At 47.6% G+C, this 24,408-nt stretch carries 22 protein-coding genes; 14 read left to right on the top strand and 8 right to left on the bottom strand.

The features are described 5' to 3' along the window. Positions 1-239: 239 nt before the first annotated feature. Positions 240-2,192 (bottom strand): hypothetical protein, encoded by a 1,953-nt coding sequence (locus tag NDI33_RS09970; protein ID WP_190676658.1) that lies wholly within the window; start codon positions 2,190-2,192, stop codon positions 240-242. Positions 2,193-2,435: 243 nt separating this feature from the next. Between NDI33_RS09970 and NDI33_RS09965 the strand changes: the two genes are divergently transcribed. The 3 genes from NDI33_RS09965 to NDI33_RS09955 all read left to right on the top strand — a co-directional run bounded on the left by NDI33_RS09965 (position 2,436) and on the right by NDI33_RS09955 (position 5,929). Beyond that, on the top strand, positions 2,436-3,353 hold the full coding sequence (locus NDI33_RS09965; RefSeq protein ID WP_190427258.1) for an SDR family oxidoreductase: 918 nt from the start codon (positions 2,436-2,438) through the stop codon (positions 3,351-3,353). 134 nt (positions 3,354-3,487) lie between these two features. Beyond that, positions 3,488-4,789 (top strand): ATP-grasp domain-containing protein, encoded by a 1,302-nt coding sequence (locus tag NDI33_RS09960; RefSeq protein ID WP_190676656.1) that lies wholly within the window; start codon positions 3,488-3,490, stop codon positions 4,787-4,789. Positions 4,790-4,999: 210 nt separating this feature from the next. Beyond that, positions 5,000-5,929 carry a CoA-binding protein gene (locus NDI33_RS09955; RefSeq protein WP_190427265.1) on the top strand — a complete coding sequence of 310 codons (930 nt, stop codon included), beginning with the start codon at positions 5,000-5,002 and terminating at the stop codon, positions 5,927-5,929. Positions 5,930-5,982: 53 nt separating this feature from the next. Here the strand turns inward: NDI33_RS09955 and NDI33_RS09950 are convergent, their stop codons facing one another. The 3 genes from NDI33_RS09950 to NDI33_RS09940 form a co-directional block, all read right to left on the bottom strand. Next, positions 5,983-7,602 (bottom strand): hypothetical protein, encoded by a 1,620-nt coding sequence (locus tag NDI33_RS09950; RefSeq protein WP_190676654.1) that lies wholly within the window; start codon positions 7,600-7,602, stop codon positions 5,983-5,985. 109 nt (positions 7,603-7,711) lie between these two features. Beyond that, positions 7,712-9,442 (bottom strand): ABC transporter permease, encoded by a 1,731-nt coding sequence (locus NDI33_RS09945; RefSeq protein ID WP_190676653.1) that lies wholly within the window; start codon positions 9,440-9,442, stop codon positions 7,712-7,714. A gap of 106 nt (positions 9,443-9,548) precedes the next feature. Then, complete coding sequence (locus NDI33_RS09940) at positions 9,549-10,499, bottom strand: ABC transporter ATP-binding protein (RefSeq protein ID WP_190414301.1); 951 nt, start codon at positions 10,497-10,499, stop codon at positions 9,549-9,551. Positions 10,500-11,408: 909 nt separating this feature from the next. Between NDI33_RS09940 and leuB the strand changes: the two genes are divergently transcribed. The 11 genes from leuB (at position 11,409) to NDI33_RS09885 (ending at position 18,502) form a co-directional block, all read left to right on the top strand. Then, positions 11,409-12,500, top strand: a complete 1,092-nt coding sequence (leuB, locus tag NDI33_RS09935; protein ID WP_190676652.1) for a 3-isopropylmalate dehydrogenase — start codon at positions 11,409-11,411, stop codon at positions 12,498-12,500. A gap of 103 nt (positions 12,501-12,603) precedes the next feature. Beyond that, complete coding sequence (locus NDI33_RS09930) at positions 12,604-12,867, top strand: hypothetical protein (protein ID WP_190414298.1); 264 nt, start codon at positions 12,604-12,606, stop codon at positions 12,865-12,867. Positions 12,868-12,954: 87 nt separating this feature from the next. Then, positions 12,955-13,776 (top strand): A24 family peptidase, encoded by an 822-nt coding sequence (locus NDI33_RS09925; RefSeq protein ID WP_190676650.1) that lies wholly within the window; start codon positions 12,955-12,957, stop codon positions 13,774-13,776. A 54-nt stretch (positions 13,777-13,830) separates the two neighbouring features. Next, positions 13,831-14,043 carry a hypothetical protein gene (locus NDI33_RS09920; RefSeq protein ID WP_190414294.1) on the top strand — a complete coding sequence of 71 codons (213 nt, stop codon included), beginning with the start codon at positions 13,831-13,833 and terminating at the stop codon, positions 14,041-14,043. A 42-nt stretch (positions 14,044-14,085) separates the two neighbouring features. Beyond that, positions 14,086-15,024: an acetyl-CoA carboxylase, carboxyltransferase subunit beta gene (gene accD, locus NDI33_RS09915; RefSeq protein WP_190676648.1), complete on the top strand. Its 939-nt coding sequence runs from the start codon at positions 14,086-14,088 to the stop codon at positions 15,022-15,024. Positions 15,025-15,096: 72 nt separating this feature from the next. Next, positions 15,097-15,291, top strand: coding sequence for a translation initiation factor IF-2 N-terminal domain-containing protein (locus NDI33_RS09910; RefSeq protein WP_190414291.1), 195 nt, complete (start codon positions 15,097-15,099; stop codon positions 15,289-15,291). A 179-nt stretch (positions 15,292-15,470) separates the two neighbouring features. Then, a complete protein-coding gene (gene psbV, locus NDI33_RS09905; protein WP_190414289.1) occupies positions 15,471-15,962 on the top strand; it encodes a photosystem II cytochrome c-550 in 492 nt (163 codons plus the stop codon). Between the two features lie 84 nt (positions 15,963-16,046). Further along, complete coding sequence (gene psbV2 / locus NDI33_RS09900) at positions 16,047-16,538, top strand: photosystem II cytochrome PsbV2 (RefSeq protein ID WP_190676646.1); 492 nt, start codon at positions 16,047-16,049, stop codon at positions 16,536-16,538. A gap of 138 nt (positions 16,539-16,676) precedes the next feature. After that, positions 16,677-17,096 (top strand): plastocyanin, encoded by a 420-nt coding sequence (petE, locus tag NDI33_RS09895; protein ID WP_190676644.1) that lies wholly within the window; start codon positions 16,677-16,679, stop codon positions 17,094-17,096. Positions 17,097-17,253: 157 nt separating this feature from the next. Continuing rightward, a complete protein-coding gene (gene petJ / locus NDI33_RS09890; protein ID WP_190676642.1) occupies positions 17,254-17,586 on the top strand; it encodes a cytochrome c6 PetJ in 333 nt (110 codons plus the stop codon). Positions 17,587-17,776: 190 nt separating this feature from the next. Next, the gene (locus tag NDI33_RS09885; RefSeq protein ID WP_190414281.1) at positions 17,777-18,502 is read left to right on the top strand and encodes a rhomboid family intramembrane serine protease; all 726 of its coding nucleotides are present in this window, start codon (positions 17,777-17,779) and stop codon (positions 18,500-18,502) included. Positions 18,503-18,731: 229 nt separating this feature from the next. On the opposite strand, the gene NDI33_RS09880 is transcribed toward NDI33_RS09885, so the two are convergent. From NDI33_RS09880 to crtB, 4 genes are all read right to left on the bottom strand, one after another. Next, positions 18,732-20,903: a tyrosine-protein kinase domain-containing protein gene (locus tag NDI33_RS09880; RefSeq protein ID WP_190676640.1), complete on the bottom strand. Its 2,172-nt coding sequence runs from the start codon at positions 20,901-20,903 to the stop codon at positions 18,732-18,734. Positions 20,904-21,070: 167 nt separating this feature from the next. Next, the gene (locus NDI33_RS09875) at positions 21,071-22,363 is read right to left on the bottom strand and encodes a polysaccharide biosynthesis/export family protein (protein ID WP_199302489.1); all 1,293 of its coding nucleotides are present in this window, start codon (positions 22,361-22,363) and stop codon (positions 21,071-21,073) included. Between the two features lie 394 nt (positions 22,364-22,757). Continuing rightward, positions 22,758-23,492 (bottom strand): cyanoexosortase B system-associated protein, encoded by a 735-nt coding sequence (locus NDI33_RS09870; protein ID WP_190676637.1) that lies wholly within the window; start codon positions 23,490-23,492, stop codon positions 22,758-22,760. After that, entirely contained in the window at positions 23,489-24,373 is an 885-nt protein-coding gene (crtB, locus tag NDI33_RS09865; protein ID WP_190676635.1) for a cyanoexosortase B, read from the bottom strand. Before crtB ends, NDI33_RS09870 begins: the two co-directional genes overlap by 4 nt. Positions 24,374-24,408: the final 35 nt, after the last annotated feature.

Below are 24,408 nucleotides of genomic sequence, written 5' to 3'. Positions count from 1 at the left end.
GCTAGTTTTATACGACCTTGCGTCTGTTGTTTATTGTTTTGACAAATGCAAGATGTAATCTTAATTTCCTTTGATGATGCCTACATATTTGAGCCACTCAAATGGGACGGAAGACGAAGCATAAGTGTAGCAACACAAAAATGAAATGGTATAAGTAGCAACAGCAAAAACTAACCCAATATCAGGATTTAGTGGGTTGAGATAGAAAACATAATCGACCCTAATTGAGACTTTTCCTCCTAGCTAACTTTAGGATATTTGTTAATCAATGAACCATCTGGAGTATAGAGTTCAAGAGGAATACGGGCGTTATCGCTAATCGCTTCCAGTGCGTCTCCTAGCGTTCGCAAATGAGCGGCTATACCAGCTTGAGCATTAGAATCTCCTCTCAATTGTGCGGCGTTTACGGTTTGCGTCACCATCTGCATATAAGCGGGTGTCAACTGAACTCTGATTAGCTGACTGGTGACAGTGTATTCACAGACTTTCGGCGTTCCAGCGCAGGTTTTAATAAGATCGGTACTCGCTTTTTGTAGCAGGCTGGCATACCCTAGTTGGATTTCTGCTTGCCTGAGTTCGGCTTTATAAGAACTCATTAGGGAATCGCCTTGATTGTAGAAAAAAGTACCTCTGGGAATTTTTTGAATGTTAACGATTGCATTGCGCCAGTTCAGCACCGCTAATGTCCATTGGTTGCGCTGTTCGTAATTTTTGGCATTGCGTGCGAGGGTTTGAGCGAAATTGTAGGCGTTAGCGGCAATTTGTTCTTTGTTTTTGCGATCGCGTGCTGCTGACAATTTGGGCAGATTTGTCGCCAGCAGTTGCTGCGCCTCCGGACGGGAAGTCGTGCCGACAGGAATCGCCTTGAGCCGATTGATTGCCATCTCCCAGTTCATTTCAGCCAGTCGCCAAGTGGCGATCGAATTAGCCACTCCTTCACGGGCTTCTGCTACCTGAAGCCCTTCTTTTGCAGCGTCGAGGTTTTTAAGCGCCTGTCGTTCGGCATTCACTCGCCCGTTAATCGCGGCTAAATTTATTCGATAGTCCTTAATTTTCTGCTGAGCCAGTTGGTAGACCGTGCTATTTTTGGGCACGGGTTCCAAAAGCGCGATCGCTTCTCGCCATAGCTTCTGAATTTCTAACCATTCTGTCGCTGAATGGGGAGGATTTTGGCTCTGTCTAGCCGCCGCCGAACCTTTACTCAAAGCCATTACCAGCTGATCGAGCAATTCGGCTTGCTGCGAATTGTCGTTCAATTGCTTCTGAGCTTCGGAATAAGAACCAGACCAAAATGGAATCAGCTTCAAAAGGCGGATTGCCTCTTGTTGTTTCTCTCTTGCTTCTAGTATTTCTTGCCCAGATTTTGGTCGCTGAAGGGTTGCAGATGCCTCCTGGCTCAACTCTTGTGCCGTGAGTAGCGGCGTACAGGTTCCGATGACACAGGGACGTGTCAAGGCGTAGAGAGTGAGCAGAAACGTCAATAAACTTACTCCCGCGCTTGCCAACAGTACCGGTAATGGCAATCGCTGTAGTTTACCAACCAGTGAAGTCGGTGGTGCCTCGCTTTTAACCTCCCCCGGCGAATCATCCGGCGGCGACTCATCCGGCTCTAAACTGAGTTCATCGGCGGGAAGGGAGGAAGATTCATCAATTGTCGGTGCTGAGCCGATTTCTGCCGAATCGGTATCCACTCCAATGCTGTCATCTGCCGCTGCTGGTGTCTCGCTGGGGAGATTTTCCGGAATTGTCTCCTTGCGCCTCAATTTTTTGGGTGGATTTTTGACTTCTGTCGAATTTGGGATTGTCTCCTCGATAACAGATGTCTCATCAGCGAGAGCAGTCGTTGACCTTGACACAGTTGACGTTGGCACAGTTGACGTTGACACAACAGGCGGATCGACACTGAAGGCATGGAAAGCATAGGGTTGCTTTTGCCCGACTACTCTTAGATACACCTGGACTTGACGGGCAAATTCCGGTTGCAGACTTTTGAGAGTTTGCTCTAACGTTCTAAAGGTTCGTTGCGGGTCAGGCAGAAAATCCGCTGGGTGTTGCGTCAAAATAATTAACGCTTCCTGCGGTAAGGCACACCGAACTTGAAAGGGAACCTTCTCCGGTAATGCCGAGTAAAGGCGATTTTGTAGAATTCGCCCCAGTACCTCTAATTCGCTTTCGCGGGCTACTGTTTCCATCCAGCAACACCCTCCGTTTCACTTTCTTCCATTTTGAGGCAGGACAGCTAAAAAGCTTGCTCAATTTTCTACTTTCAAGCAGAGGAATCGCATCAGTAGTGCTTGCAATAATTAAAAAATCTAATCAAAAATCTAAAAATTTGTCTTGGCTACAGCGAATTGGCTATTGCTTGCAATGCTAGGGCTTACCATTAACAACTGTACGGGCACGCGGCTAAGGTGTTAGCCTACTGAACTCAAGTTATGAAGATCGATACTCCACCGCTATCTGAACAAGTCATCCTAATTACAGGAGCTTCTACTGGGATTGGCGCTGCTCTGGCGCAAGTTTTAGCGACTCAGTCGTTGGGAATCCGGCTCGTCTTAGCAGCTCGAAACCAGGAAAAATTGGAGGAAGTCGCAACTTTCTGCCGCAAAGCGGGTGCTGATGTGCTGGTTGTTCCCACCGATATCTCTCAAGTTGAGCAGGCTAAAGCTTTGGCAACTAAAACGATCGACCATTTTGGGCGCGTGGATGCCTTGGTCAATAATGCCGGATATGGACAGATGGGACCAGTAGAGTTGATTCCATTTGAGGCGGTGCAGCGGCAGTTTCAGGTCAATTTACTCGGCCCGCTTGCCTTAATTCAAGCTTTAATTCCAGGAATGCGGGACCAAGGGGGTGGACGGATCGTTAATATTAGTTCTCTAGGCGGACGGCTTGCGTTTCCCTTTGGAGGGTTATATAGTTCCTCTAAATTTGCTTTGGAAGGAATTAGCGATGCACTTCGGATGGAACTGGCTCCATTCAATATCAAAGTCAGCGTGATTGAACCAGGGCCAGTCAGTACGGAGTTTTTCGCGGTAGCAGCGCAACGGGTTGAGCAAGCGATATCAACTCCACAAGATACACCTTACCGGGCTGCTTTTGAGCGGCTAGAAGGGCTAGAGGAACGAACCAGTAGTCGAGCTTGGACTTCCGAACGGGTTGCTAAAGTGGTTGTGCGATCGCTCACCGACCGTCATCCTCGTCCCCGCTACGTGGCTGCTACTGGGGGAGATATTCTACTGTTTTTAATGAACAAAGTGTTGCCTACCAGGGCGGTTGATGCCTTTTGGCAGCGTTTCTATGGAATTGATAAAGTCGCCAAAGACTGGCAAAGTCGTCAGAAACAGGGGTAATCGGGATTGGGTAATTGTCACTCGTCATTATCGTTAGCCATTCGTCTTTGGTTTGCTGCGACTGCCAAATAACGAATCCCTTTTTTCTCAATTACCATTCCCCATTCCCCATCCCTCATCCTTAATTGCCATTCATGGATTTACTAGAATATCAAGCTAAAGAATTATTTCGGGAGATGGGCATCCCCGTTTTGCCTTCTCAACGAATTGATAATTCCAGAGACCTCAAAGGTTTGCAAATTCCTTACCCAGTTGTCCTAAAATCGCAAGTGCGTGCTGGTGGACGGGGTAGAGCGGGTGGAATTCGATTTGCAGAAAATACCATCGATGCGATCGCGGCAGCACGGACGATTTTTAATTTGCCGATTCTGGGTGAATATCCCCAAGTGCTTCTAGCAGAAGCAAAATACGATGCTACTCGTGAATTTTATCTAGCCGTCACCCTAGACTACGACCTTCGTCGCCCGGTGCTGCTAGGTTCCTCACAAGGAGGCATGAACTTGGAAGCGGTGATGGAGCTTCTTCAGCAAGTAGTTGTTGACCAAGAATTTTCCTCTTTTTATGCCCGCCATCTGACTCTGAAAATGGGACTCCAAGGTTCCTTGATCCAGTCAGTTAGCACCGTTATCGAAAAGATGTACCATCTGTTTGTCCAAAACGATTTAGATGGAGTAGAAATCAATCCCCTAGGTGTAAGTCCTACAGGCGAATTGATGGCTTTAGATGGCAAAATTACAGTCAATGATGCTGCTCTTAGACGTCATCCCGCTTTGGCTTCTCTAGCGGCAAAAATGCCTCAGTCCGATATCGCGAAGGAAACGCCTACAGACATCGATCCCGGTAAGTTTCTACCCATTCAGAACTGGCTGAATCGAGATGGTAATATTGGGATTCTCTGTAACGGCACCAGCTTGGCGATGGCAATGGTAGATTTGGTTTACAGCGCTGGCGGTAAGCCGAGACTTTGCCTAATTGTGGGTGAGGAGACAAGTGGAAATTTGACACCCGCATCTTGGAGAGAACAGCTCGAACAAGCGCTGGAGCGTCTCACTCAAAATAAAAATATTAAAGTATTGCTGGTTAATATTTTGGGCAATACCGCAGCGAGTCAGGAAGTCGTTGCAGTGATTGATTCATATCTGCAACGAAAAGTTAATGAAATGACAGAGCATCCGCAGCGAATGACTCGACGGGTTAGTTCACCCAGCCCCAAGGACTCTCGCACCCGGATCGGCGATCGCAGACCAGAATTTCTCACCCTGCTTCCCCAATTTGTTGTGCGCTTAGCAGGTGGCGAACTCGACAAAAGCCAAGAGCCTCTAGCCACGATGCCCGTACACTGGAGCGATAATCTGGATGACGCTGTTGAGCAAGCGATTTCCCTAGCCAAAGCAGCAGCTAAAAGTAGATCCGGGACTCCCAGCACTAAATCGTGAGGCAAGGTTGTTTTAGCGGTCGAGCTTTCATGCTGCTTTGCTTGGCATTAAAGTTACATTCAGGACGTTGGCTTGCTCCTGTCAACCTGACTCGCTCATCTCAACCTGATATAGATGTATGGGAGATGTTAGATACCGACATTTGTTATTAAACCTCATGTGCTGTTCGCGCACGAACGTTGCATGGAAAATAGACTTTGGTAAAGGATCATGAAGTTAACGCCAGACAGTAAAATCCTGATACAAGGCATCGCAGAACCACTTGCGTCAACCTACACTGCCCGAATGACAGCTTACGGCACGAAGGTAGTAGCTGGGGTCAGTGCCGGTCAGGGAGGGCAAACGCTGGATGGCATTCCGGTGTTCGACCTGGTAGAGCAGGCGATACAGTCGGTCGGAGCGGTTGACATTAGCATTATCTTTGTACGACCTTACGCGGCGCTTGATGCTGCGCTAGAAGCGATCGCAGCAGGTATCCGACAAATTATTCTGATTACGGGTGGGATACCTCCCCTGGATATGGTTCGGCTGCTCAGAAAGGCAGAGGCGACTCAAACTCTCATCGTCGGTCCCAGCAGTGCTGGGATTATTGTTCCAGGCAAGGTTTTACTAGGCACTCATGAACCTGAATTTTATAGCCCTGGATCGGTGGGACTGCTCAGCCGCAGCGGCAATCTCACCTACGAAGTAGCCGGGGAAATGACACGAGCCGGTTATGGTCAGTCGATTGCTGTCAGTATTGGCAGCGAGCCGTTTGTCGGATCTTCTGTCGTACAATGGCTGGAAATTTTGGCAGCAGATAAAAACACGAAGGTCATTGTTTTAGTCAGCCATATCAGCCATACCAGTTCTAGTGATGAACAGGCGGCAGCAGAATACATCGTTGCTACACTTGATAAGCCAGTAATTGTATATTTTGTCGGTCGCTTGCTTCCCCAAGAAAAACTTTTAGGCCCAGGGAATGCACTTGGTTTTTGGCGTCAGGAAGCGATGCTCGCTTCTCCACAGGCTGAACTTGCGGCCGAACAGACACCTGAAAACCGAAAAATTGCCGCTTTCAAGCAAGCGAAAATTCCAATAGCAGAGCGCCCTTCCCAAATTCCAGATTTGGTGAAAAAGGCGCTCAAAAAGTCGGGTTGAGGATTGAGTTAGAGGGAGAAGCAGTCGCGATATTTCTCCCTCTCTGAAGTGTTCTAGCGGGCGGGTGCTGATGGACGATTGGCAAAGATTGCTTTGGAGGAAGATTCGCCTGCTAATCGCATCTGCCGCGTCAATTGTAAGCTTAACAATGTCGTAACGCTCCACTGTCCCAAGATTGTCAGAAAAATGGGAATTGTGGAGGCTTCTTTTACCCCTATCCACGGAAAGGCGGTAAGCAGCCACACACCAGAGCTTTGATAAAATGGCATCGACAGCACGCTGAAAAAGATTGGAGGAAATACAATCAAGACTATTACAGTTATGCCAGCCCAGAGCGATCGCTTTGCTGTTTTCATAAATAGCAGCGTCTGAGCGATACCCGCCAATATCAGGAGCCAGTTTAGACTCAAGATCAAACCTAAAATAGCTGAAATCTTGGCACTGTTTTGAGGCCAAAACAGAATCCAAGCACCCCAAATTACGGTTTTAATGCCCAAATTTACTGCTACTGCCACCAGTGATGGGCTTTTTTCACCCCACAGCAAATCCTGCATTAAGCCGCTTTTCCAAAAACCTTTACGGTTAGAAACCTTTTCGCGGCGGTAACGCGCCCAATCCTGTAATGCCTGACGGTGAGGGGATAAAGCAGCAATTAAACCCAAGAACCATAGCAGATTTACGGTTTCCATAAAGACCAACAATCCCCACAGAAATCCAGATTCAGCAAATTGTGCCGGATTTAAGTGGTTCTTTTGTAGACAAAAACCTAGAAGCAGGAATTCAAAATAAGCGACCATCCAGTAACTTTGTTTTTTGCTGATAAGCGTGGCGTTGGCATTAGCAAAACGCCGATTTAAGGCTTGCCAAATCCAGTAAGTCCACAAACTAAAAGTTAGAATTGCAAAGGTCTCAGCTAACAAAAAGTTACTACCGAGCGGTATATAAAACCATTGCCAATAGTATAGTACTGAATCGCTCCAATCATAATTGGCCTGTGTAACCAGGGACACAGACCAATTAATTACATTTAGCCAAGGCAAAGCAAATACAAAGGTTAAAAAACTGGCTGACGAAGCTTGAAATTCGCTCAAAAATCCATAAAGTAAGGCAGCGCTATAGAAGAAATAGTAACTAGCACCTGAGAGCAAATAAAAACTCACCAGAAAGTGAAAAGGTACACCGGCACTAATCGCAGACCAGCAATGCAAAGGTAGTGCTAGGGCTACACCCAGATAAAGTAAGATAGGCACTCCCAGGATTTTCCCCGTCAAAATGCTTTGACTTGATTGGGGACTCAATCGAATGAAATTCAGGGTGCCTCGACGCTCTTCTTTACCAAGGTCGCTGAGAATCATATAGACCCCAGCGAGTAATAAGATAAGAGGCAAAGTCCAATTCAAAATGCTGAATAGGGTTTGCCACCACTGCTGCCAGTCAATGACAATCTCACCGGCAGCATCCAACCGGCAGTTGTAGTTACTGGTTCTTACACAAAAGCTGCTGTAGGTTCCATCAAGATTTAGTTGTTCGTAAAAATATAAGACCAGTAAAAACTGACTAATCAAAGAGACACCGATAGCGATCGCTAACTTGCGAGTTTTCAGTTGTCCTTTGAGTTCGCGCAGAAACTGAGGGTTCCAATCGCCCAATCGCTCCATCCAAAGTAGGTTCATCTCTGTTTTCCTTGATCGCAAATTTTGAGAAGAAACCCGTTTTCGAGGCAGAAAACGGGTTTTTCTAGATTCGTTTGTGTCCGAGAATTCGATTCGAGCGATCGCTTCTCTACAAGCCGTTAGCGGGTAAAGAGGGACGATTGGACATCAGCGATTTCGACGTGGACTCACCCGCCTGTCGTAACTGTCGCACTGTCTGAATACTCAACAAGCTGAACATTAGCCACTGACCCAGCACTGCCAGACCCAGGCTAGTCGCAGCAGCATCTTTTACAGCACCCCAGGCGAAGACGGAAAACAGCCATACGCCAGGGATTTTAGCGGGAGAGATTGATAGTAAGCCGAACACAATCGGCGGCAATATAATCAATCCAGCCACTGTACTCGCTGCCCAGAGCGATCGCTTCGGCGTCTTCATGAACAGCATTAGCTGAGCAACACCTGCGTAAATCAAGATTAAATTGACACTCAGCAGGATGGTCGCCAGCGCTGATGCTTTATACGCACTTGCAGGCCAAAGGAGTATCCAAGGCACCATGATAGTTGAAGCAATCAGTAAATTCAGTGCCACTGCTCCCACTGAAGGGCTTTTTTCCCCCCAAACCAAATCCTGCACCAAGTTTTTCACGCGAGAAGATGTTTTCTCCCGTCGGTAACGCGCCCAATCCTGCAAAACTTGGCGGTGAGGTGACAACGCCGCCATCAGACACAAGAACAGCGGCAAATTTAACAACAGCAAACCACCAAAATTATCAAACAGTCCGCCTGGTATAGATTCTGGATTATCTGCGCGCCATTTGGGTAGGGTTAGGGCAAATCCCAGAACAGCCACTTCAAAGCAAGCCGTCATTATATAACTCTGCCGTTTGCTGAGGAGAGTCGTACTGGGATTGTGAAAGCAACGCTTCATCCCTTGCCAAAACCATAAAGTTCCCACCGCATAGTTCAGCACGCTAAAGCCGATGACATTCCAGATGCTGGTACCTAGAGGTAAGTAAAACCATTTCCAGGCTTCCAGTTGCGCCATTCCCATTGACGGTGAATAGGCACTTCCTTGAGAACTGGCATCAATGAGGTATGCCAGCACAATTGAAGGAGAAAATAGATGCAGCCAATCTAGGGGGGAATTATGGATGATTGTGCTGCTGTTAAGGCTCAAGCCAGTCATAAGGCTCAAGAACATCAGCACGATGCCGCTGCCAATCCAAGATTGAAATCCACCGAGTCCACCGGCGACCAATCCATAAAGTAAGGCGGCGCTGTAGATGCAAGCGGCGCTGGCAACCACGACACCATAAAAGCCCAGAATGAGGACTAAAGGAATTTCAGCCGACAGACCCGCCAACAAATGCAAAGGAATCGCCAGACCGGCTAGGAGATAAAGTAAAATCGGCACTCCCAGCAGCTTACCGCTGAAAATACTGGTTGTTGACTGGGGGCTGAGGCGAATGAAATTCAGCGTGCCGCGATTTTCTTCCCGCGATAGGTCGCTAATTAGCATATAGGTGCCAGCCACCAAGACGGTCAGGAAGCCAATAACACTCAGCCAGACGAACACATCTAGCCACCACAATTGCCAGTTAATAACAATATTGCCAAGGGGATCTAGAAGGCATTTCTGCCCATAACCAGGGCGATAGTCTAGGCAATATCTACTGTAGATATCACCCATACCTGTATCAACCGGCAGTTGAGTTGCGAAACTCATCAGCAGTAGCATTTGACCCATCAGCGCGATCGCTACTGCAATTAATACATTTCGGGGTTTAAGACGCCCTTTAATTTCTCGTAACAGCTGGGGATTCCAATCTCCCAGCCGGTCGCTCCAATTAATTTTCATGACTAAAAAATCTCCAGAATTAAATTCAGTGCTGAGTGAAGAGTAAGCATTGTTAATAACTCAGTCCAAAGCCTTCAGTCCTCAGTCCTCAGTCCTCAATCTTGTCTTATGATGCTTGTTGGTGTCCCAGCTTCAGGAAAATGGTTTCCAAGTCTTCCTGAGTGCAATGAAATTCGGTCAGAGGGATGTCAGATTCAACAAGCGATCGCAACAACTTAGCACAATCTTCCTGACCCCCAGAAAAGTAAAGGCGCACTCGCTCTTGTCCCGCCATCACCTCCAATTCTTCGACTAAAGGATGGTTTCTCAGCTTTGATACAAGTGACTCTAGCTTACCCAACGTAGACAAGAAAATTTGCTGGCGGCTGAGGCGGCGGCGAAGTTCCTTGAGTGGCGAACTTTCTACGAGAAAGCCGAGTTCCATGATGCCGACTGAGGTGCAAAGTTCCTCTAAGTCGCTAAGGACGTGTGACGAAATGACAATCGTCATCCCGGCTTCCTGCAATACTTTGATGATTTCCCGAAACTGCATCCTGGCAAGAGGATCTAATCCGGAAACGGGTTCATCCAACAGCAGCAAAATCGGTTCGTGAATAATTGTCCGCGCCAGACTCAGGCGCTGTTTCATCCCCCGCGAGAGCGTGGCAATCATGCTATTGCGCTTACCCGTTAGCTGCACCAGTTCTAAAACTTCCCGCAGGCGCTGGCTGCGGTGTGGTTCTCGCAAGCGGTAGAGACGCCCAAAATAGTCTAGGTAGTCCCAAACTGTTAAATCGTCATACAGGGGGAAGTCATCAGGTAGATAGCCGAGTCGCCGCTTCAGGGTAGGGTTGCTGTGATCGCGTTGCAGGCGATCGCCATTAATATAAATTTCACCTGTCGTTGGCTCTTCAGCCGCCGCCAACATCCGCAGCAAAGTTGTTTTACCGGCTCCATTCGGTCCAATTAGTCCATAGACTTCACCAGCTTTTACCTGTAAATCAATATCATTAACTGCAATATGTCGATCGAATTGCTTGGTGAGTCCACAAGTTTGAATTGCCAGTTCTTTTGCCATAGCTGCTGAGGGTTGACTGTAGGATGGCTTGCTTGAGTGCTAGCGTAGCCTTTACCTACAGCATTTGCCACGAGCGTTTCTGAAATTTAAACAAGATTGTAGAACCGATTAGCCTTGTAATTCCTTAATTTGTCCCAATTAGGATAATTTCAGGGGGATCAGACATTTTACTATTTGGTTCAGCTAGCACCTTCAAGCATAGAAGGCTCTTACAAGAGCGATCGCACTTTTGGCTCTGTGTCAATGCCGTTCGTTAATATTCGGATGCTCTGTTCTTCCAATCCTCAAATAGCACGCCTGTAATCTTTAATAATTCTCTGCAAGCATTTTAATTAATTTTATTTAATAAAGCTTACTGTTTTTTTGCACATTCACAACTCCAATACATTACATCATTTATTGAAAAAATCTTTAATAAATTTGCTTGCGAATCAGCATTAAATATTTTATTCTTTCATCTTGAACTTCCTTACTTGCAACTATTTAATAAATTCAAAAGAGGTTCAAAAGCCAGTTAGTAAAAGACACGAGTCCTAAATCAACTTCGACAATGGCACATAAATCATCCGATATCGAGCTGATAAAATGCTGAAAAATAGTATTGACATTTTATAGAGACGAAGCGATTCGAGCGGCAATTTCTCGTTGTTAGCAGCATTGACTGAATGCTTTGCCCATTACATTATGAATAGTGTTGTAACCAACTTCTCAGACATTCCGCTCCTAGCTGCCCTCACCGCCTTCTTTTTTGGCAGAAAGTTAGCAATCAGAGGAATTGCTGGTATTCCCGCACCTATTTAGGTCTAGCTGGGCTTTAGCTCTAGCTGGGCAGATTGTAACTGAATCTGAACGTTTTTCAGGTACATTTCCCCTGTATGATTAATAACTCGCAAGAGTTTTGAACAACCTATGACACAGCAGAACTACCGTATTACCCTACTTCCCGGCGATGGCATTGGCCCTGAAATTATGGCAGTGGCGGTAGACGTGCTGAAACTTATCGGGAAACAATTTGAGATTCAGTTTGAATTTCAAGAAGCCCTTGTGGGGGGTGCGGCGATTGACGCTACAGGAGAACCGCTACCCGCCCAAACGTTGGAAACATGCCGCAATAGCGATGCTGTTTTACTCGCTGCTATTGGCGGTTATAAGTGGGATAACCTCCCTCGCCATCAACGCCCGGAAACGGGTTTACTAGGACTCAGGGCTGGTCTTGGCTTATTCGCCAATTTGCGTCCCGCCAAAATATTACCCCAGTTAGTGGATGCTTCGTCCTTGAAACGGGAAGTGGTTGAGGGCGTTGATATCATGGTGGTGCGCGAATTGACTGGTGGTATCTACTTTGGGGAACCGAGGGGAATTTTTGCTACGGAAACAGGCGAGAAGCGCGGCGTCAATACAATGGCTTATACGGAATCAGAGATTGACCGGATTGGGCGAGTAGCGTTTGAGACAGCGCAAAAACGCAGTGGGAAGCTATGTTCGGTGGATAAATCAAATGTGCTGGAAGTGTCGCAGTTGTGGCGCGATCGCATCACTGCGCTCTCTAAAGAATATCCAGATGTGGAATTGTCTCACCTCTATGTAGACGCCGCTGCTATGCAACTTCTTCGCTGGCCTAAACAATTCGACACAATTGTGACAGGTAATCTATTTGGTGATATCCTGTCTGATGCTGCCGCTATGCTTACTGGCAGTATTGGAATGTTACCTTCTGCCAGTTTAGGTGCATCTGGCCCCGGTGTCTTTGAACCCGTCCACGGTTCTGCCCCCGATATCGCTGGGCAAGATAAAGCAAATCCGCTAGCGCAGGTTCTGAGTGCAGCGATGATGCTGCGCTACGGCTTAGATCAGCCTGCTGCTGCCGACAGAATTGAGCAAGCGGTGATGCAAGTTCTGGAGCGCGGCGATCGCACGGGTGACATTATGTCTGAGGGGATGAATCTTTTAGGGTGCAGTGCAATGGGCAATGCATTAATCCAAGCACTAGAAAAGCCTTAAGAAAATTTCATCCTCAACTGCAACAAAAATTGGTATACCTATTGCAGTTTGCAGGAATTGCACGGGTAGATTATAGACTAGCTCAAATAACAGGGGTAGACGAGTGGTTTACGCTTCACAGCAACGGTTAGAAAATCGGACGGAAAGGATAGATATCCCCGTGTTGCTAGACCCCAGCATCGTCAGAGCAGCTCGACAAATCTATCGGACTTACTCGGAAGTCCATCCAGACCGTATGCAGCGCCCTCTAGGGGTGGCAATCGATCGGTATACCTATCGGGGCAAGCTGATTTTTGCAGGCAAACCGATTCTGTTGCCGCAAGAATGTTTTGTGCCTTTTAGTCAAATTGAGTCGGAAATATATTAGTGATTAGTCTAAATTGTCCTTAGTCATGAGTCATGACCCACTACTAATGACCCATGACTCATGACCCGTGACTGATAACTAATTGCTATGGATGATTTGATGGCGTTGCCTGCTGCTGCGATTGTTTTTGCATTGGGTGCCTCAATTGGCAGTTTTCTCAATGTGGTAGTTTATCGCTTGCCAGCAGGTTTATCGATTCTTTGGCCCCCTTCTCGTTGCCCACAATGCCTGCATCGACTGGGTAAAGGTGAAAATGTCCCAATTGTCGGTTGGCTGCGGTTACGAGGGCGCTGTCGCCACTGTAGAAGCAAGATTTCCGGGCGCTATCCACTGGTAGAAGCGGCAACAGGGATGTTGTTTTTGCTAGTTTTCTTGACGTTTGGCATTTCGGTGCAAACGCTAGGATATTGGGCTTTTTTTAGCTGGTTGTTAACACTATCGCTGATCGATTTAGACACAATGACATTGCCCAATCCACTTACTCAAACCGGCTTAATTTTGGGTTTAGTGTTTCAGGCGATCGCCGGTTTTCTGCCAGCAGCAAGTTGGGCAGAAAGTGCAAATCATTTGATGTCAGGCATTGTGGGTGGTGTAGTCGGAATTTGGTTGTTTGACATCATTGCCTTTGCGGGAGCGATCGCTTTTGGACGAGCGGCAATGGGTGGAGGAGATGCTAAACTGGCGGCAATGATGGGAGCCTGGTTGGGCTGGAAGAATTTGCTACTGGCTGGGTTTTTGGCTTGTGTAGTGGGAGCCTTTGCCGGTGGGGGAGCGATCGCGCTTGGCTGGCTTGACCGGCACCGCCCCATGCCGTTTGGTCCCTTCCTAGCACTGGGAGCGCTTTTGGCAGCTTTTTGGGGTGAGGCGATTTGGTCTGCTTACCTGCAACTCTTTTTCCCCCTCAATTAACGCATTCCCCCTGCCCTGATTTACCGCAATACTGCCGTATTGTAAGATATTCCAGTGTCTTGGATTACCCTAAAAACAAATTGCGCTCGCTGGGAAGCTGAATTAATGCAGCAAATGCTAGCGGCTCATCAAATTCCTAGTCGGATTCTCGACCTCGGTGTGGCACCTTATTTTGGTGCGGGGAGTCCTACTGCCTTACAGGTGCGATCGCAGGATCGGTGGGCCGCTCTGCTATTATTGAGTCCGATTCAGGAAGAGCAAGCTTAAAGCGTAGGAAAATCATTTTAATAAGAGGAATTAACCGTTTTCATGTCTCTATTTGATTGGTTTGCAAATCGACGAAAATCAGAGCCAATTAGTGAACAGCGGCAAGAGCGTGAGATTGCGGATGGGCTGTGGACAAAGTGCGAGGCATGTAGTGTCCTTGCTTATACCAAAGACCTCCGCTCAAACAATATGGTTTGCCTGGAGTGCAACCATCACAACCGGGTGTTCAGCGATGAACGCATCCGCCAGCTGATCGATGCCAATACCTGGATGCCGTTGGATGAACAGGTGTTTCCCTCCGATCCGTTGAAGTTCCGCGATCGCAAACAATATTGCGATCGCTTGCGAGAAACTCAAGACAAAACTGGCTTGGTGGACGCCGTGCAGACAGGAATGGGGCAATTGGAAAACTTGCCTGTCGCCCTCGGTGTCATGGACTTCCGCTTCATGGGCGGTAGCATGGGTTCTGTCGTTGGAGAAAAAATTACCCGCCTGATTGAACGAGCTACCTGGGAAAGAAAGCCGGTCGTGGTTGTCTGTGCCTCCGGCGGTGCCAGGATGCAGGAGGGAATGTTAAGTCTGATGCAAATGGCGAAAATCTCCGGAGCCTTGGAGCGTCATCAAGAAGCCAGACTGCTGTATATTCCGGTTCTTACTCACCCTACAACGGGAGGCGTCACGGCTTCTTTTGCCATGTTGGGAGACATCATTCTCGCAGAGCCAAAAGCCACAATTGGCTTTGCAGGGCGTCGCGTGATCGAACAAACCTTGCGAGAAAAGCTCCCCGATGATTTTCAAACTTCTGAGTATTTGCTCCAGCACGGTTTTGTAGATGCCATTGTGCCCCGCACTCAGTTAAAGAAAACTCTAGCCCAACTCATTCGCCTACACCAATTTCTCCCCCCTGCACCGCCCCCCGTTCCCCTGTCAGAAACAATCGACTCCGAGCGTCCAGTTTCTAGATTGATCCCAAGCAACTAGACAGGGAAGGGAAAGCGACCGCAAGAGTGGGATGATATTGATATTAGAGCGGTTCAATCTCTCTCAATCATCATGGGTTTTGCAGACCTGTCCATTGCCGAAATCGCAGCAGACTATAACCTCCCAGTAGAGGAGGTTTTCAAGCTGTGCGAACAATTGGGAATCGCCTATAAAACCCAACAGAGCCGTCTGGCTCTGGAGGATGCCAAGGCCATCATTTCTAAGATTCTGTCTCAAAAGCAGGGATCGGGCACGGACGGAGGGTAAAATTAATCCCGACCAACTATCCTGAGTCCCAACAGTCGATTTTCCTTTTTGGCAATCGGCTTGCTTCTTTTTGTCCAGATGATTGGTTGAGAAGCCTGCAACTTAGGGGTCGGCTTACTAAGATTGAGTCCAGCTGTGTTGTGGATCAAAAACTCGCACCAAATTTCTTAAGGAGAACCATGCTTAAGCGATACATAAGTCTGGCTTTAGCCACTGTAATTTTCACCTTCGGATTGCTTGTCACTCAGGTAATGGCAGTCGAACTCACTGACGAAGTTCGCACCGTAAAATTAAACGATCGAGGACAGCAGGTGACATTAAACCTAAAACAAGTCGCCGAAGGCAAACGCCTATTTAACTATGCCTGCGCTTCGTGCCATGCTGGGGGCGTTACCAAGACTGATTTCAACGTCGGTCTAGGTCCGGACGATTTGGCTGGGGCAACCCCACCGCGCGACAACATTGCCGCTCTGGTGGATTATATGCATCATCCCACGACCTACGATGGGGAAACTGCAATCTCTGAAGTACACCCCAGCATAGAGAGTTCCGATATTTATACGGTGATGAGAAATCTCACAGATGATGACCTGTTTAAGATCGGCGGTCATATCCTTCTACAGCCGAAAATCCTCGGCGAACAGTGGGGAGGCGGTAAAGCCGTGCGCTAAGTAAAATTATGAGTTATGAGTTATGAATTTTGAATGCATTCATAACTCATAATTTTTACATTTTGTCAATCTGTAACACGGTCAATGCTGCGTCAATTCTTCTCACTTCGCCGTTTATTTTTGATTTTGGGCATCTGCTGGGGCGTCTGGATGGTGAGTTTACCGGCTCAAGCCGCAGCCTCCTACGTTCGGCAGTACCTGCGAGTTACCGAACCAATTTCCCTAGACTTAGATGGGCAAGGTCAGACTCGCCAGTTTTCTGTGGAAGATTTCTCGGCAGGGAAGCAGTTATTTGAACAACACTGTCTAAATTGTCATGTCGGCGGTGCTACCCTGCCAAATCCAGCCGTGTCTTTGTCCCTGAAGGACTTGAATGGTGCCACTCCACCCCGCGACACCATCAACAGCATCGTGGCTTTCCTTCGACAGCCGATGACCTACGACGGGAGCGAAGAAAGCTTTTGGTGTCGTCAAGTACCGGAAAGTTGGATGCCGCGACAGGAGGTGGAAACGATAGCAGCCTTTGTTCTTAGAGCCGCGCAGGTAGCACCGGGATGGGGTACAAATGATTTCTGATCTTCGTGCCGATTCAGGATGCATCTGCCAATGCCTCCGATTGATAGAAAGCAGAAATGTTTTAATTTTCTACAGAATGTAGGCGTTAAAGCTAAAATACTACTAAACAAAATTAATTGACAATTTTGGGAGGAAACGATGAGATTGAGAATGGCAATTCCACGAAGCTTAGGTTTACTAATTTGCACAATTCTGCTAGTAGTCTCTAGCTTTGTGTTGTCAGCTTCTCCTGCATCAGCAGAAACCTATACGATTAAAATGGGCACAGATGCCGGGATGTTGAAGTTTGAACCGGCTAAACTCACAATCAAGCCGGGTGACACAGTAAAATTTGTCAATAATAAACTAGCTCCCCATAATGCTGTTTTTGATGATAAGGGAGTGCCAAACGGAGATAAAGCGCTGGCTAAAGATCTGTCTCACACCAAGTTGCTAAACTCTCCAGGAGAATCCTACGAAACGACTTTCCCCTCTGACACACCAGCAGGCACCTATACGTTCTATTGTCAACCTCACCGGGGCGCTGGGATGGTTGGTAAAATTACAGTCGAGGGTTAATAGAACCGTTCCTTTAGGCTGGCAATTCAATCATAATCACCCTTGAGGTTTAAGATTTCTTCTCCTCTTTGGTGATAGAAAAAGCCTTGAAGAAGCTTAGAATAGTTCTGCAAGGCTTTTTTTTATGACTGTACCTGTTAAGAAGAGGAGAATCAAGTTGAGGAAACTGTTATCGGTTTTACTGTTGACGATTGCGGTGTTGACAGGTGCCTTGACTCGCCCAGCCAATGCAGCTGATACAGTCAGTGGTGCTAAAATTTTCAGCGCTAACTGCGCTGCTTGCCATGTGGGCGGCGGTAACGTGATTATGGCTAATAAAACTTTAAAGAAGGATGCCCTAGACAAGTATGGGATGTACTCGATAGATGCCATTGTTAACCAGGTAATGAATGGTAAAAATGCTATGCCAGCCTTCAAAGGACGTCTGAATAAACAACAAATTGAGGATGTTGCTGCCTATGTCATGGAAAAGGCTGCACAGGGCTGGTAGTCTCGACAATAATTTCTTCATGCACCATGATTAAACCCCTCTAATGTCCCTAGAGGGGTTTATTTATTGCCTCTACCTTCTCACCGAGAGCGTCTCATACTGGATCTCTATCCAGAGGTGAAAAGACAGCTAGGAAGAAATTAAGTTATGTTGTTTCCAGCTTTTGCTTGGATAGTTAGGAAAGACGCCTGTGGTTCCTTTACGTGATGATAATCCTACACGCCTCACTCCGTATGTCACTTATGGACTGATTGCTGCGAATATTTTGGCTTTTATATATGAGTTGACTTTGGCTCCACAACAGCTGGAAGGTTTTTTTCGCCTTGCCGCTGTGGTTCCTAGAGAGTTATCTGCTAGCTTTAGTGGCATACCCGTGAATCAGCCGGTACCGGAGTGGCTGACACTGGTGACATCGCAATTCTTGCACGGCGGGTTTTTACACCTTGCCGGTAATATGCTGTTCCTCTGGATTTTTGGCAACAACGTTGAAGACAAGCTGGGTCACGTTAGGTACTTAATTTTTTACCTGACTTGCGGGATTCTAGCGGCTTTAACTCAGTGGTATTTTTCAATGAACTCTGGCATTCCTTCCTTGGGGGCCAGTGGCGCGATCGCGGGTGTCTTAGGAGCCTACATTCTCAGATTCCCTAATATACAAGTGCTAACATTAATTCCTCTGGGTATCTTCTTCACCACGATTCGCGTTCCTGCTGTTTTCTTCCTCGGTTTTTGGTTTGTTCAGCAGGCTTTTTATGGTGTTGCGAGTCTGAATGCGCCTGCGAATATTGGTATGGAGCAAGGTGGAGTTGCCTATTGGGCACACGCTGGTGGCTTTGTTTTCGGGGCAATCTTAGCACCGCTGTTGGGATTGTTTTCTTCCAATTCGGACAATCATCCAGAACAACAAACTTTTTAGCAAGCGGTTCTTGGCGGAACTGGCATATTGTGAAAATCAGGAAAACAGGAAAAGCAGTCACTTCTTCTCCTGTGCTACAACCAAGAATCTAAACTGGTTTTTTTAGACGCTTTACAGCTTGGTTTTTTACGAATGGCTAACTGCTCATTACCTTTCTACAATGAGCGGTTAGCCATTTGTCATTAGCGGTTTCCATTTGGGATGGATATCCAACCCAGATTTGCGATGATTAGCGCTTAATGTACTCATTTGGCACTTTTTCTGACCGAGAAGGGGAAGGTTCTAATTCTTCTTCTTCTATGTCGGCTTCAATGTCCTCATTGTTCGCGCTGGGAACCTGTACTGGCGTGTCTACCGCATTGATGAGCGCTCCCACCAGTGGTAGTTCTGCTTCGGTCAATTGATCGACTGCCTCTACCAAAATACTCTCCTGGGTGAAACCGGGTCGAGTCACCAGCACGATACCATCGGCGTAGGGTTCCAATAGGAGAGCATCGTTGCACCGGCTTAAGGCAGGGGTATCGAGAATCACCAAGTCAAAACGACCTCGCGCATCTTCGATCAGCCGCCTGAGTTCGCTGGATTCCAGAATTGCAGCAGCATTACGCACGGGGCCGGGACTGGGTACTACGTATAGGTTCTCAATGTCTGGGACTAAACGGATACACTCACTTAACTGAGTGTAGTACCGTAGGGGTTCTAGGCTAGCACCCGGATCGGGAGAGACTTTCAGGAACTTGGACTCAGAAGGCGATCGCAAATCAGTTTCTATCACTAGAGTGCGCTTGCCAGCACAAGCCGATGCGATTCCAAGGTTATAAGCATTGACTGTCTTACCCTCTTGGCTAATCGTGCTGGTCAATAACACAACTTTCAAGGGTTGATCGCTGGCTCGCCGCAGATTGCTGCGGAAGCGTTCGTAATACTCGTGATAAACAGAATCCTGCTGGAGCAGAACTGGCGTTTCGCCCAATTGCGGATCTTGGAGGGCAACGAAAGGCACTTCACCCAGCACCAGCACATCCCGTTGTCGTAGTGCCGCCCGCACTTCCTCGACCGTGTAGAACGTGCCATCCAGCATCGCTAACAGGAAAATCAATCCGCCACCCACTAATACCCCGACCAAAGCTCCCACGGCTACCGTTATCGGTAAGCTTTGGCTCTTCTGCTCGCTAGCGGCGACTTGTGGCGGTTGGGCAATGGTGAGACTGCTAACCGTCTCGGCTTCTGCTGCCTTGGCATCTACTAATGCCACCTGCATCTTATCGTACAGACCTTGTTTGAGCTGAACCTGCTGTTGTAGTCGGGCTTGATCCAGCTGTTTATTGGGGATTTTTACATATTCAGCACGGAGTTGCTGCTCGGTTTTGCGACTAGCCTGTAGTTGCTGTTGCAGCGTTTCGCGCTGGGTTTGTAAAGCTACCAGCGTGTTTGCCATACCTTGCCGCGTGGGGTCGAGGCTGCTGTCTCTGCGAATTTGGCTGGGGGGCAAGGGTGCTGCTACACCGCCTCCACCCATCACCTCCGATGCTCGCGACGATAGCAGTTCATTGTAGGCTGTTAACTGTTTTTTCAGCTGAATGATTTGAGGATGCTCCTGCCGCAAATCCCGGCTGAGAATTTGCAGTTGGGTTTCAGTTTGATGGATTTGCGATCGCAAGCTGTTAATAATTGGGTCAGCACTCAAGGCAGAAGACGTGTAAGCTTCAGCCGCCGTCAAACCCAACTTGTTTTGCAGACTGCGAATTTGGGTGTCAATTCCCTCCAAAGTCATCTGAAGCTGACGTTGCTGCTCTTGGCTACCAGAAATTGCACCCAGTGTCCTCCCATCCTGAGCGGCAACCAGTGCAGGTCCCTCCTGGCGGATATACTGCTCTAGTCTCTGTTGCGCCTCTTTAAGTTGCATCTCAGCAGGAGATAACCGGGCACTGATGGAGTCAATAATCGCTCGTAGCCGGGAGCTGTTAATCAAACGGCTCTGTTCCACCATTCCCTGCATTAGCGCTTCCAAGGTAGCACCCGCCCGCTTCGGGTCGCTATCGCTGTAAGAAACTTGAATAACCTTCGGTCCGTCCTCCTCCGGCAGCTTTACTTTCGCATTTTTAGCAATTTGTGCTGTGTCTGCTTTCACGCGCGTTGCTGCTGCTTTGACCACATTCTCTGCTAGCAGCGTATCCTCATTCAGCTCTTGACCCTGCTTTTGAATCGCTTGCGTCGTCGTTGAAAATGGTGCAATCGGCCCGTTATAAGCCAGCACCCCTGTGGCCTTGAAAACAGGAGCTGGTGCTGGTTGTATACCCATGACGGCTGACGCACCGACAATGATAGTAAAACCAGCTAATCCAATCCATTTATGTTGATCCAGGGCGATCAGATAACGCTTAACAATAGGAGGAGTCATGGTCGTTTTTGGGCCTAGGGGCTAATGAGGAAATCAGGAGTAGAAACAAGTAGAAATCAAAAGTTCACGCTAAATATTTTTCTTATTTTGCTGCTTTGGCTTGATATTTTCTAACATTTATTTTCTTGGATATTTTTGGTTTCAGGTAGCATTTATTACCAGCTTCTCTAGTCGGAGTTATTGTTACTATCAGTCGTTGGACCAAACAGATCGGTAGCACTTTCTCTTAGCTGGTCAAAAAATAGCAGGAATCCCAAAATATCCCGGAAAGGTTGAGTAAAAGTACTCAAGGCATAAGTGATTTTACCAACCAAGTTACGGCCCACCACAATGACATCGTTGTTCCTTAGGGGGACATTTTGAGCAATGTTTCCCAGTAGCGCTGCTTTCCCATCTATTTTCTGAGTAACTGCTTTGCCGCGTTCGGGATCGAATCGAATCAGGGCGATATTTCGCAGGTTAGAATTATCTGGACTAGGGCCAATCGCGCTTAAAGCATCAACAAATGTACTACCGTTGGGCAAGCTAATACTACCAATTCCCCCACCAGCGTAGCTCAAAACTCGGATGTTGATCTGCTGCTGAGACACAGTAGAACGAGAAACTAGCGCTCGATCGTAGTTTTGCTCCGTGGCAACTTCTAGCTTCGGGATGACTACTGCATCGCCATCTTGTAAGCGTAAATTGGGGAGTGACTGTCCATTTAGCAGCGGCGTAAACAAATCAACTCGTTGCTCAATTGTCGAGCCATCGATCCGGGCGCGACGCACCAAAACCGATCGCAGATCGCCGAGATTAGTGCTGCCACCAGCGATTAGCAATGCCGCAGAAAGTTGAGCGCCAGGAGCCAGGGTGTAAAAACCAGGTCTAACGACTTCGCCGCTGATAGTAACTTGGGCTGGACGTTGACCTGCCAGAGTTACAGTGACAGCGGGATCGATGACAAAGCGGTTTAAGCCCAAACGAATTTTTTCCTGGGCTTCTTCCAGAGTCAGACCTAATACAGGTATTTTCCCTAACAGGGGTGCTGCGATGTTTCCTTCCGCGTCAATAACGCTTTGAAAACTCAAGTCTGGAAAACGCTCAACCAACGCCGAAATCGTATCTCCCGTGCCTAGCAGGTAGCGATTATTAAACTGGGTCGGCTGTCCCTCAAACGGCTGAGGTGATGGATAACCCAGCGGTGGCGGCGGACTGGTGGGATCGATAGGAGCTGCTGGAATCACCACCGGCGATTGTATGTTCTCGTTGGTGTTAGGGAGAGGAGGTGGAGGCGGGAGGGGAGGCGCAACCGAGTTGGGTAAGGTGGGTAAAGTTTGACTCATCCCTCTACCAGCAAAAGTCCCTGAGTGCAGCATCCAGAGTAGGACACTACTCGGCAACGTGTAGACAGTGGTGTGGAGAGTGAAGAGAAAGAAGGCGGCGAAGCGGTGGAACCGGCCTCCAGAAGTGCGAGACATAAGTATATTCACTAAGACCTTAGGGAACCGATCATCAAATTTATCAGTTATAACTCACTGTGCAACTTTCTTTGCATTCTCAACAAAGCGATCGCGTCTTGAAGTTCCTCCCCAGAAATTCATCCCGCGATGTTTTAGACTGGCACGATTGCAAATCCTAAAACCCTTATGGAGCTTTAGGTTCCCTTCCAACATCCTTGGATCAAGATGCGATAAACTTCTACCCGTTAGAAAGCCGTTTGGCTTCTAAACTCCACCGGGTTGCATCAAGGGTGACAATTCTCAAAAAGTTGCACATCTCGAAAAGTTGCACAGATTGCACAGAGTGTAGTTATCAGTAAATTCATTCTTCAAATCCAAGCGAGTCAAGCAAATTTCTCCTCCCACTCTCAACTCATAACTCTTTCATCAAAGCAGCTTGAACCGTTTGACCGAGCGATTTAGCCAGTGGTAGAGCTGTGTCAACCTCAGCCAAAGGCTCCATCGGTATCAAGATGCTAACAGCAACCCAAGGCAAGCGGCGACGGTGCAATTGAGCCATTTGATCCGCCCAGAACCAACCACTAGGAGACGGATTGCCTCCTCCAGGCCAAGCGTACCACTGAAGCACGGCGAAGGTCTGCTGCCGAGTCCAACCGCGAAAGAAACGAGCTTTAACATCGGAAGATGTCGGACGTGTAGCAGAAGTTCCAGATTCTGTAGTGTTTTGGGTTCCCGTTTGTGCTTGAGTTTCAACCTTAAACTGCAACCGCTGCTCTTGATCGGTCTGCCACTCTTTAAACCCATTAATATCCATCCACTCAACCTCTGGTTGAGCCTTGCGATCTTCTTGAGGCAAAAGCAGCAAAGTTACCTGGTTTTTTTCATCCTGCTGGAGTTCCTGAATCGACCATTTATGACCGCCAATCGTTACGGTATCCTGTTGTTGAGTCTGCCAGCCGGGAAGCGCTAGACCAGCCTGCCGTATATTTTTGAGTTGTTTGAGGTTGGTCACTCGTGGGGGATTTGCCCAAGACCAGCGTCCTGTCAAGTAACTAGGAACTGCGCCAATTGCCATCAGTCCGACAAGAAAACTCAGTAAGACGACTTTAGAAAATTGAAAGCGCTGCAATTTCTTGGGCAGTTTCATGCTTCATCCTTCTGAGGCTCATCTGAAATATATCGATCGATCGCATTGAGTAGAAGCACAATTAACCCCAACATACAGGCAGAATAAACATCACCGCCCCAGCCTTCGTGCAGCCAATCAAAAGTTTTTTCTTGGCCAGTACCATGAAAGAAAGTTAGCAGCGTATTGCGGACGATATTACCAGTAACGCTAATGACTACTGCACCGACGACTAACAAAATCGTCTTCGTGCGAGATGCCCAAGCACCCGTCCAGTAAAGCAACATCAAGGTTACATAAAGACTGGTGAATAACATCTTAAGTCCAGCGCAGAAAGGCGCAACTTCTACAATTCGTCCGCCTACGAATAAGTAAATCTGGTTGACAGTAACATTCATCCCGAACTGAGTCAGGATGAAACCAGCTGTTGCAGCAATGAATCGCTGGAGGGGCAAGGTATAGGGAGCTAGTAAGTAAGGAATTTGGGTCGGCGTTGCCAAAAATACGAGTAACAAGGGAAAGCCTTGAAGTTTGAAGCCAGGAACTCCTTTCAGCCACAGACAAAGTCCAGCTAATACAGCGGGAAAGGATAAATTTATCAGGTCAGTAATGCCGCTGAGATAAAATACCCCGCCCAAGGCTAGCAAGGCTGCGCCTAGTGGATGACTTGTATCTGGTAACTGACGCCATTGTTGTCGATTTAACCAGGTTATATAGGCGGCAAAAGGCAACCCAATTAAACCGTGGCTGTAATATTCATGTTCAATACTGATATTTTTGTTCAACCAGCCATCGTACCAGTGCCATAACAGTGGAGCATACAGAATCACCAGCAAAGCAACAATGGTTCCTTCTAGCAAGTAACGCTCAATGGCAATCGGAATCTTTCGCTCAAAATGCATAGTTTGACCTTAATTTTCTAAGCTTTCTTAATGCT

This window comes from Trichocoleus sp. DQ-A1 (assembly GCF_039961955.1).
GTDB lineage: Bacteria > Cyanobacteriota > Cyanobacteriia > Cyanobacteriales > FACHB-T130 > FACHB-T130.
The sequence above is the reverse complement of the archived record's forward strand: the minus strand, read 5'-3'. Positions and strand labels throughout refer to the sequence as shown.

Bases quoted from the DNA above. Each gene is read 5' to 3' on its own strand.
- NDI33_RS09970 (WP_190676658.1), bottom strand. From the start codon at position 2,192: ATGGAAACAGTAGCCCGCGAAAGCGAATTAGAGGTACTGGGGCGAATT.
- NDI33_RS09965 (WP_190427258.1), top strand. From the start codon at position 2,436: ATGAAGATCGATACTCCACCGCTATCTGAACAAGTCATCCTAATTACA.
- NDI33_RS09960 (WP_190676656.1), top strand. From the start codon at position 3,488: ATGGATTTACTAGAATATCAAGCTAAAGAATTATTTCGGGAGATGGGC.
- NDI33_RS09955 (WP_190427265.1), top strand. From the start codon at position 5,000: ATGAAGTTAACGCCAGACAGTAAAATCCTGATACAAGGCATCGCAGAA.
- NDI33_RS09950 (WP_190676654.1), bottom strand. From the start codon at position 7,602: ATGAACCTACTTTGGATGGAGCGATTGGGCGATTGGAACCCTCAGTTT.
- NDI33_RS09945 (WP_190676653.1), bottom strand. From the start codon at position 9,442: ATGAAAATTAATTGGAGCGACCGGCTGGGAGATTGGAATCCCCAGCTG.
- NDI33_RS09940 (WP_190414301.1), bottom strand. From the start codon at position 10,499: ATGGCAAAAGAACTGGCAATTCAAACTTGTGGACTCACCAAGCAATTC.
- leuB (WP_190676652.1), top strand. From the start codon at position 11,409: ATGACACAGCAGAACTACCGTATTACCCTACTTCCCGGCGATGGCATT.
- NDI33_RS09925 (WP_190676650.1), top strand. From the start codon at position 12,955: ATGGATGATTTGATGGCGTTGCCTGCTGCTGCGATTGTTTTTGCATTG.
- accD (WP_190676648.1), top strand. From the start codon at position 14,086: ATGTCTCTATTTGATTGGTTTGCAAATCGACGAAAATCAGAGCCAATT.
- NDI33_RS09910 (WP_190414291.1), top strand. From the start codon at position 15,097: ATGGGTTTTGCAGACCTGTCCATTGCCGAAATCGCAGCAGACTATAAC.
- psbV (WP_190414289.1), top strand. From the start codon at position 15,471: ATGCTTAAGCGATACATAAGTCTGGCTTTAGCCACTGTAATTTTCACC.
- psbV2 (WP_190676646.1), top strand. From the start codon at position 16,047: ATGCTGCGTCAATTCTTCTCACTTCGCCGTTTATTTTTGATTTTGGGC.
- petE (WP_190676644.1), top strand. From the start codon at position 16,677: ATGAGATTGAGAATGGCAATTCCACGAAGCTTAGGTTTACTAATTTGC.
- NDI33_RS09880 (WP_190676640.1), bottom strand. From the start codon at position 20,903: ATGACTCCTCCTATTGTTAAGCGTTATCTGATCGCCCTGGATCAACAT.
- NDI33_RS09875 (WP_199302489.1), bottom strand. From the start codon at position 22,363: ATGTCTCGCACTTCTGGAGGCCGGTTCCACCGCTTCGCCGCCTTCTTT.
- NDI33_RS09870 (WP_190676637.1), bottom strand. From the start codon at position 23,492: ATGAAACTGCCCAAGAAATTGCAGCGCTTTCAATTTTCTAAAGTCGTC.
- crtB (WP_190676635.1), bottom strand. From the start codon at position 24,373: ATGCATTTTGAGCGAAAGATTCCGATTGCCATTGAGCGTTACTTGCTA.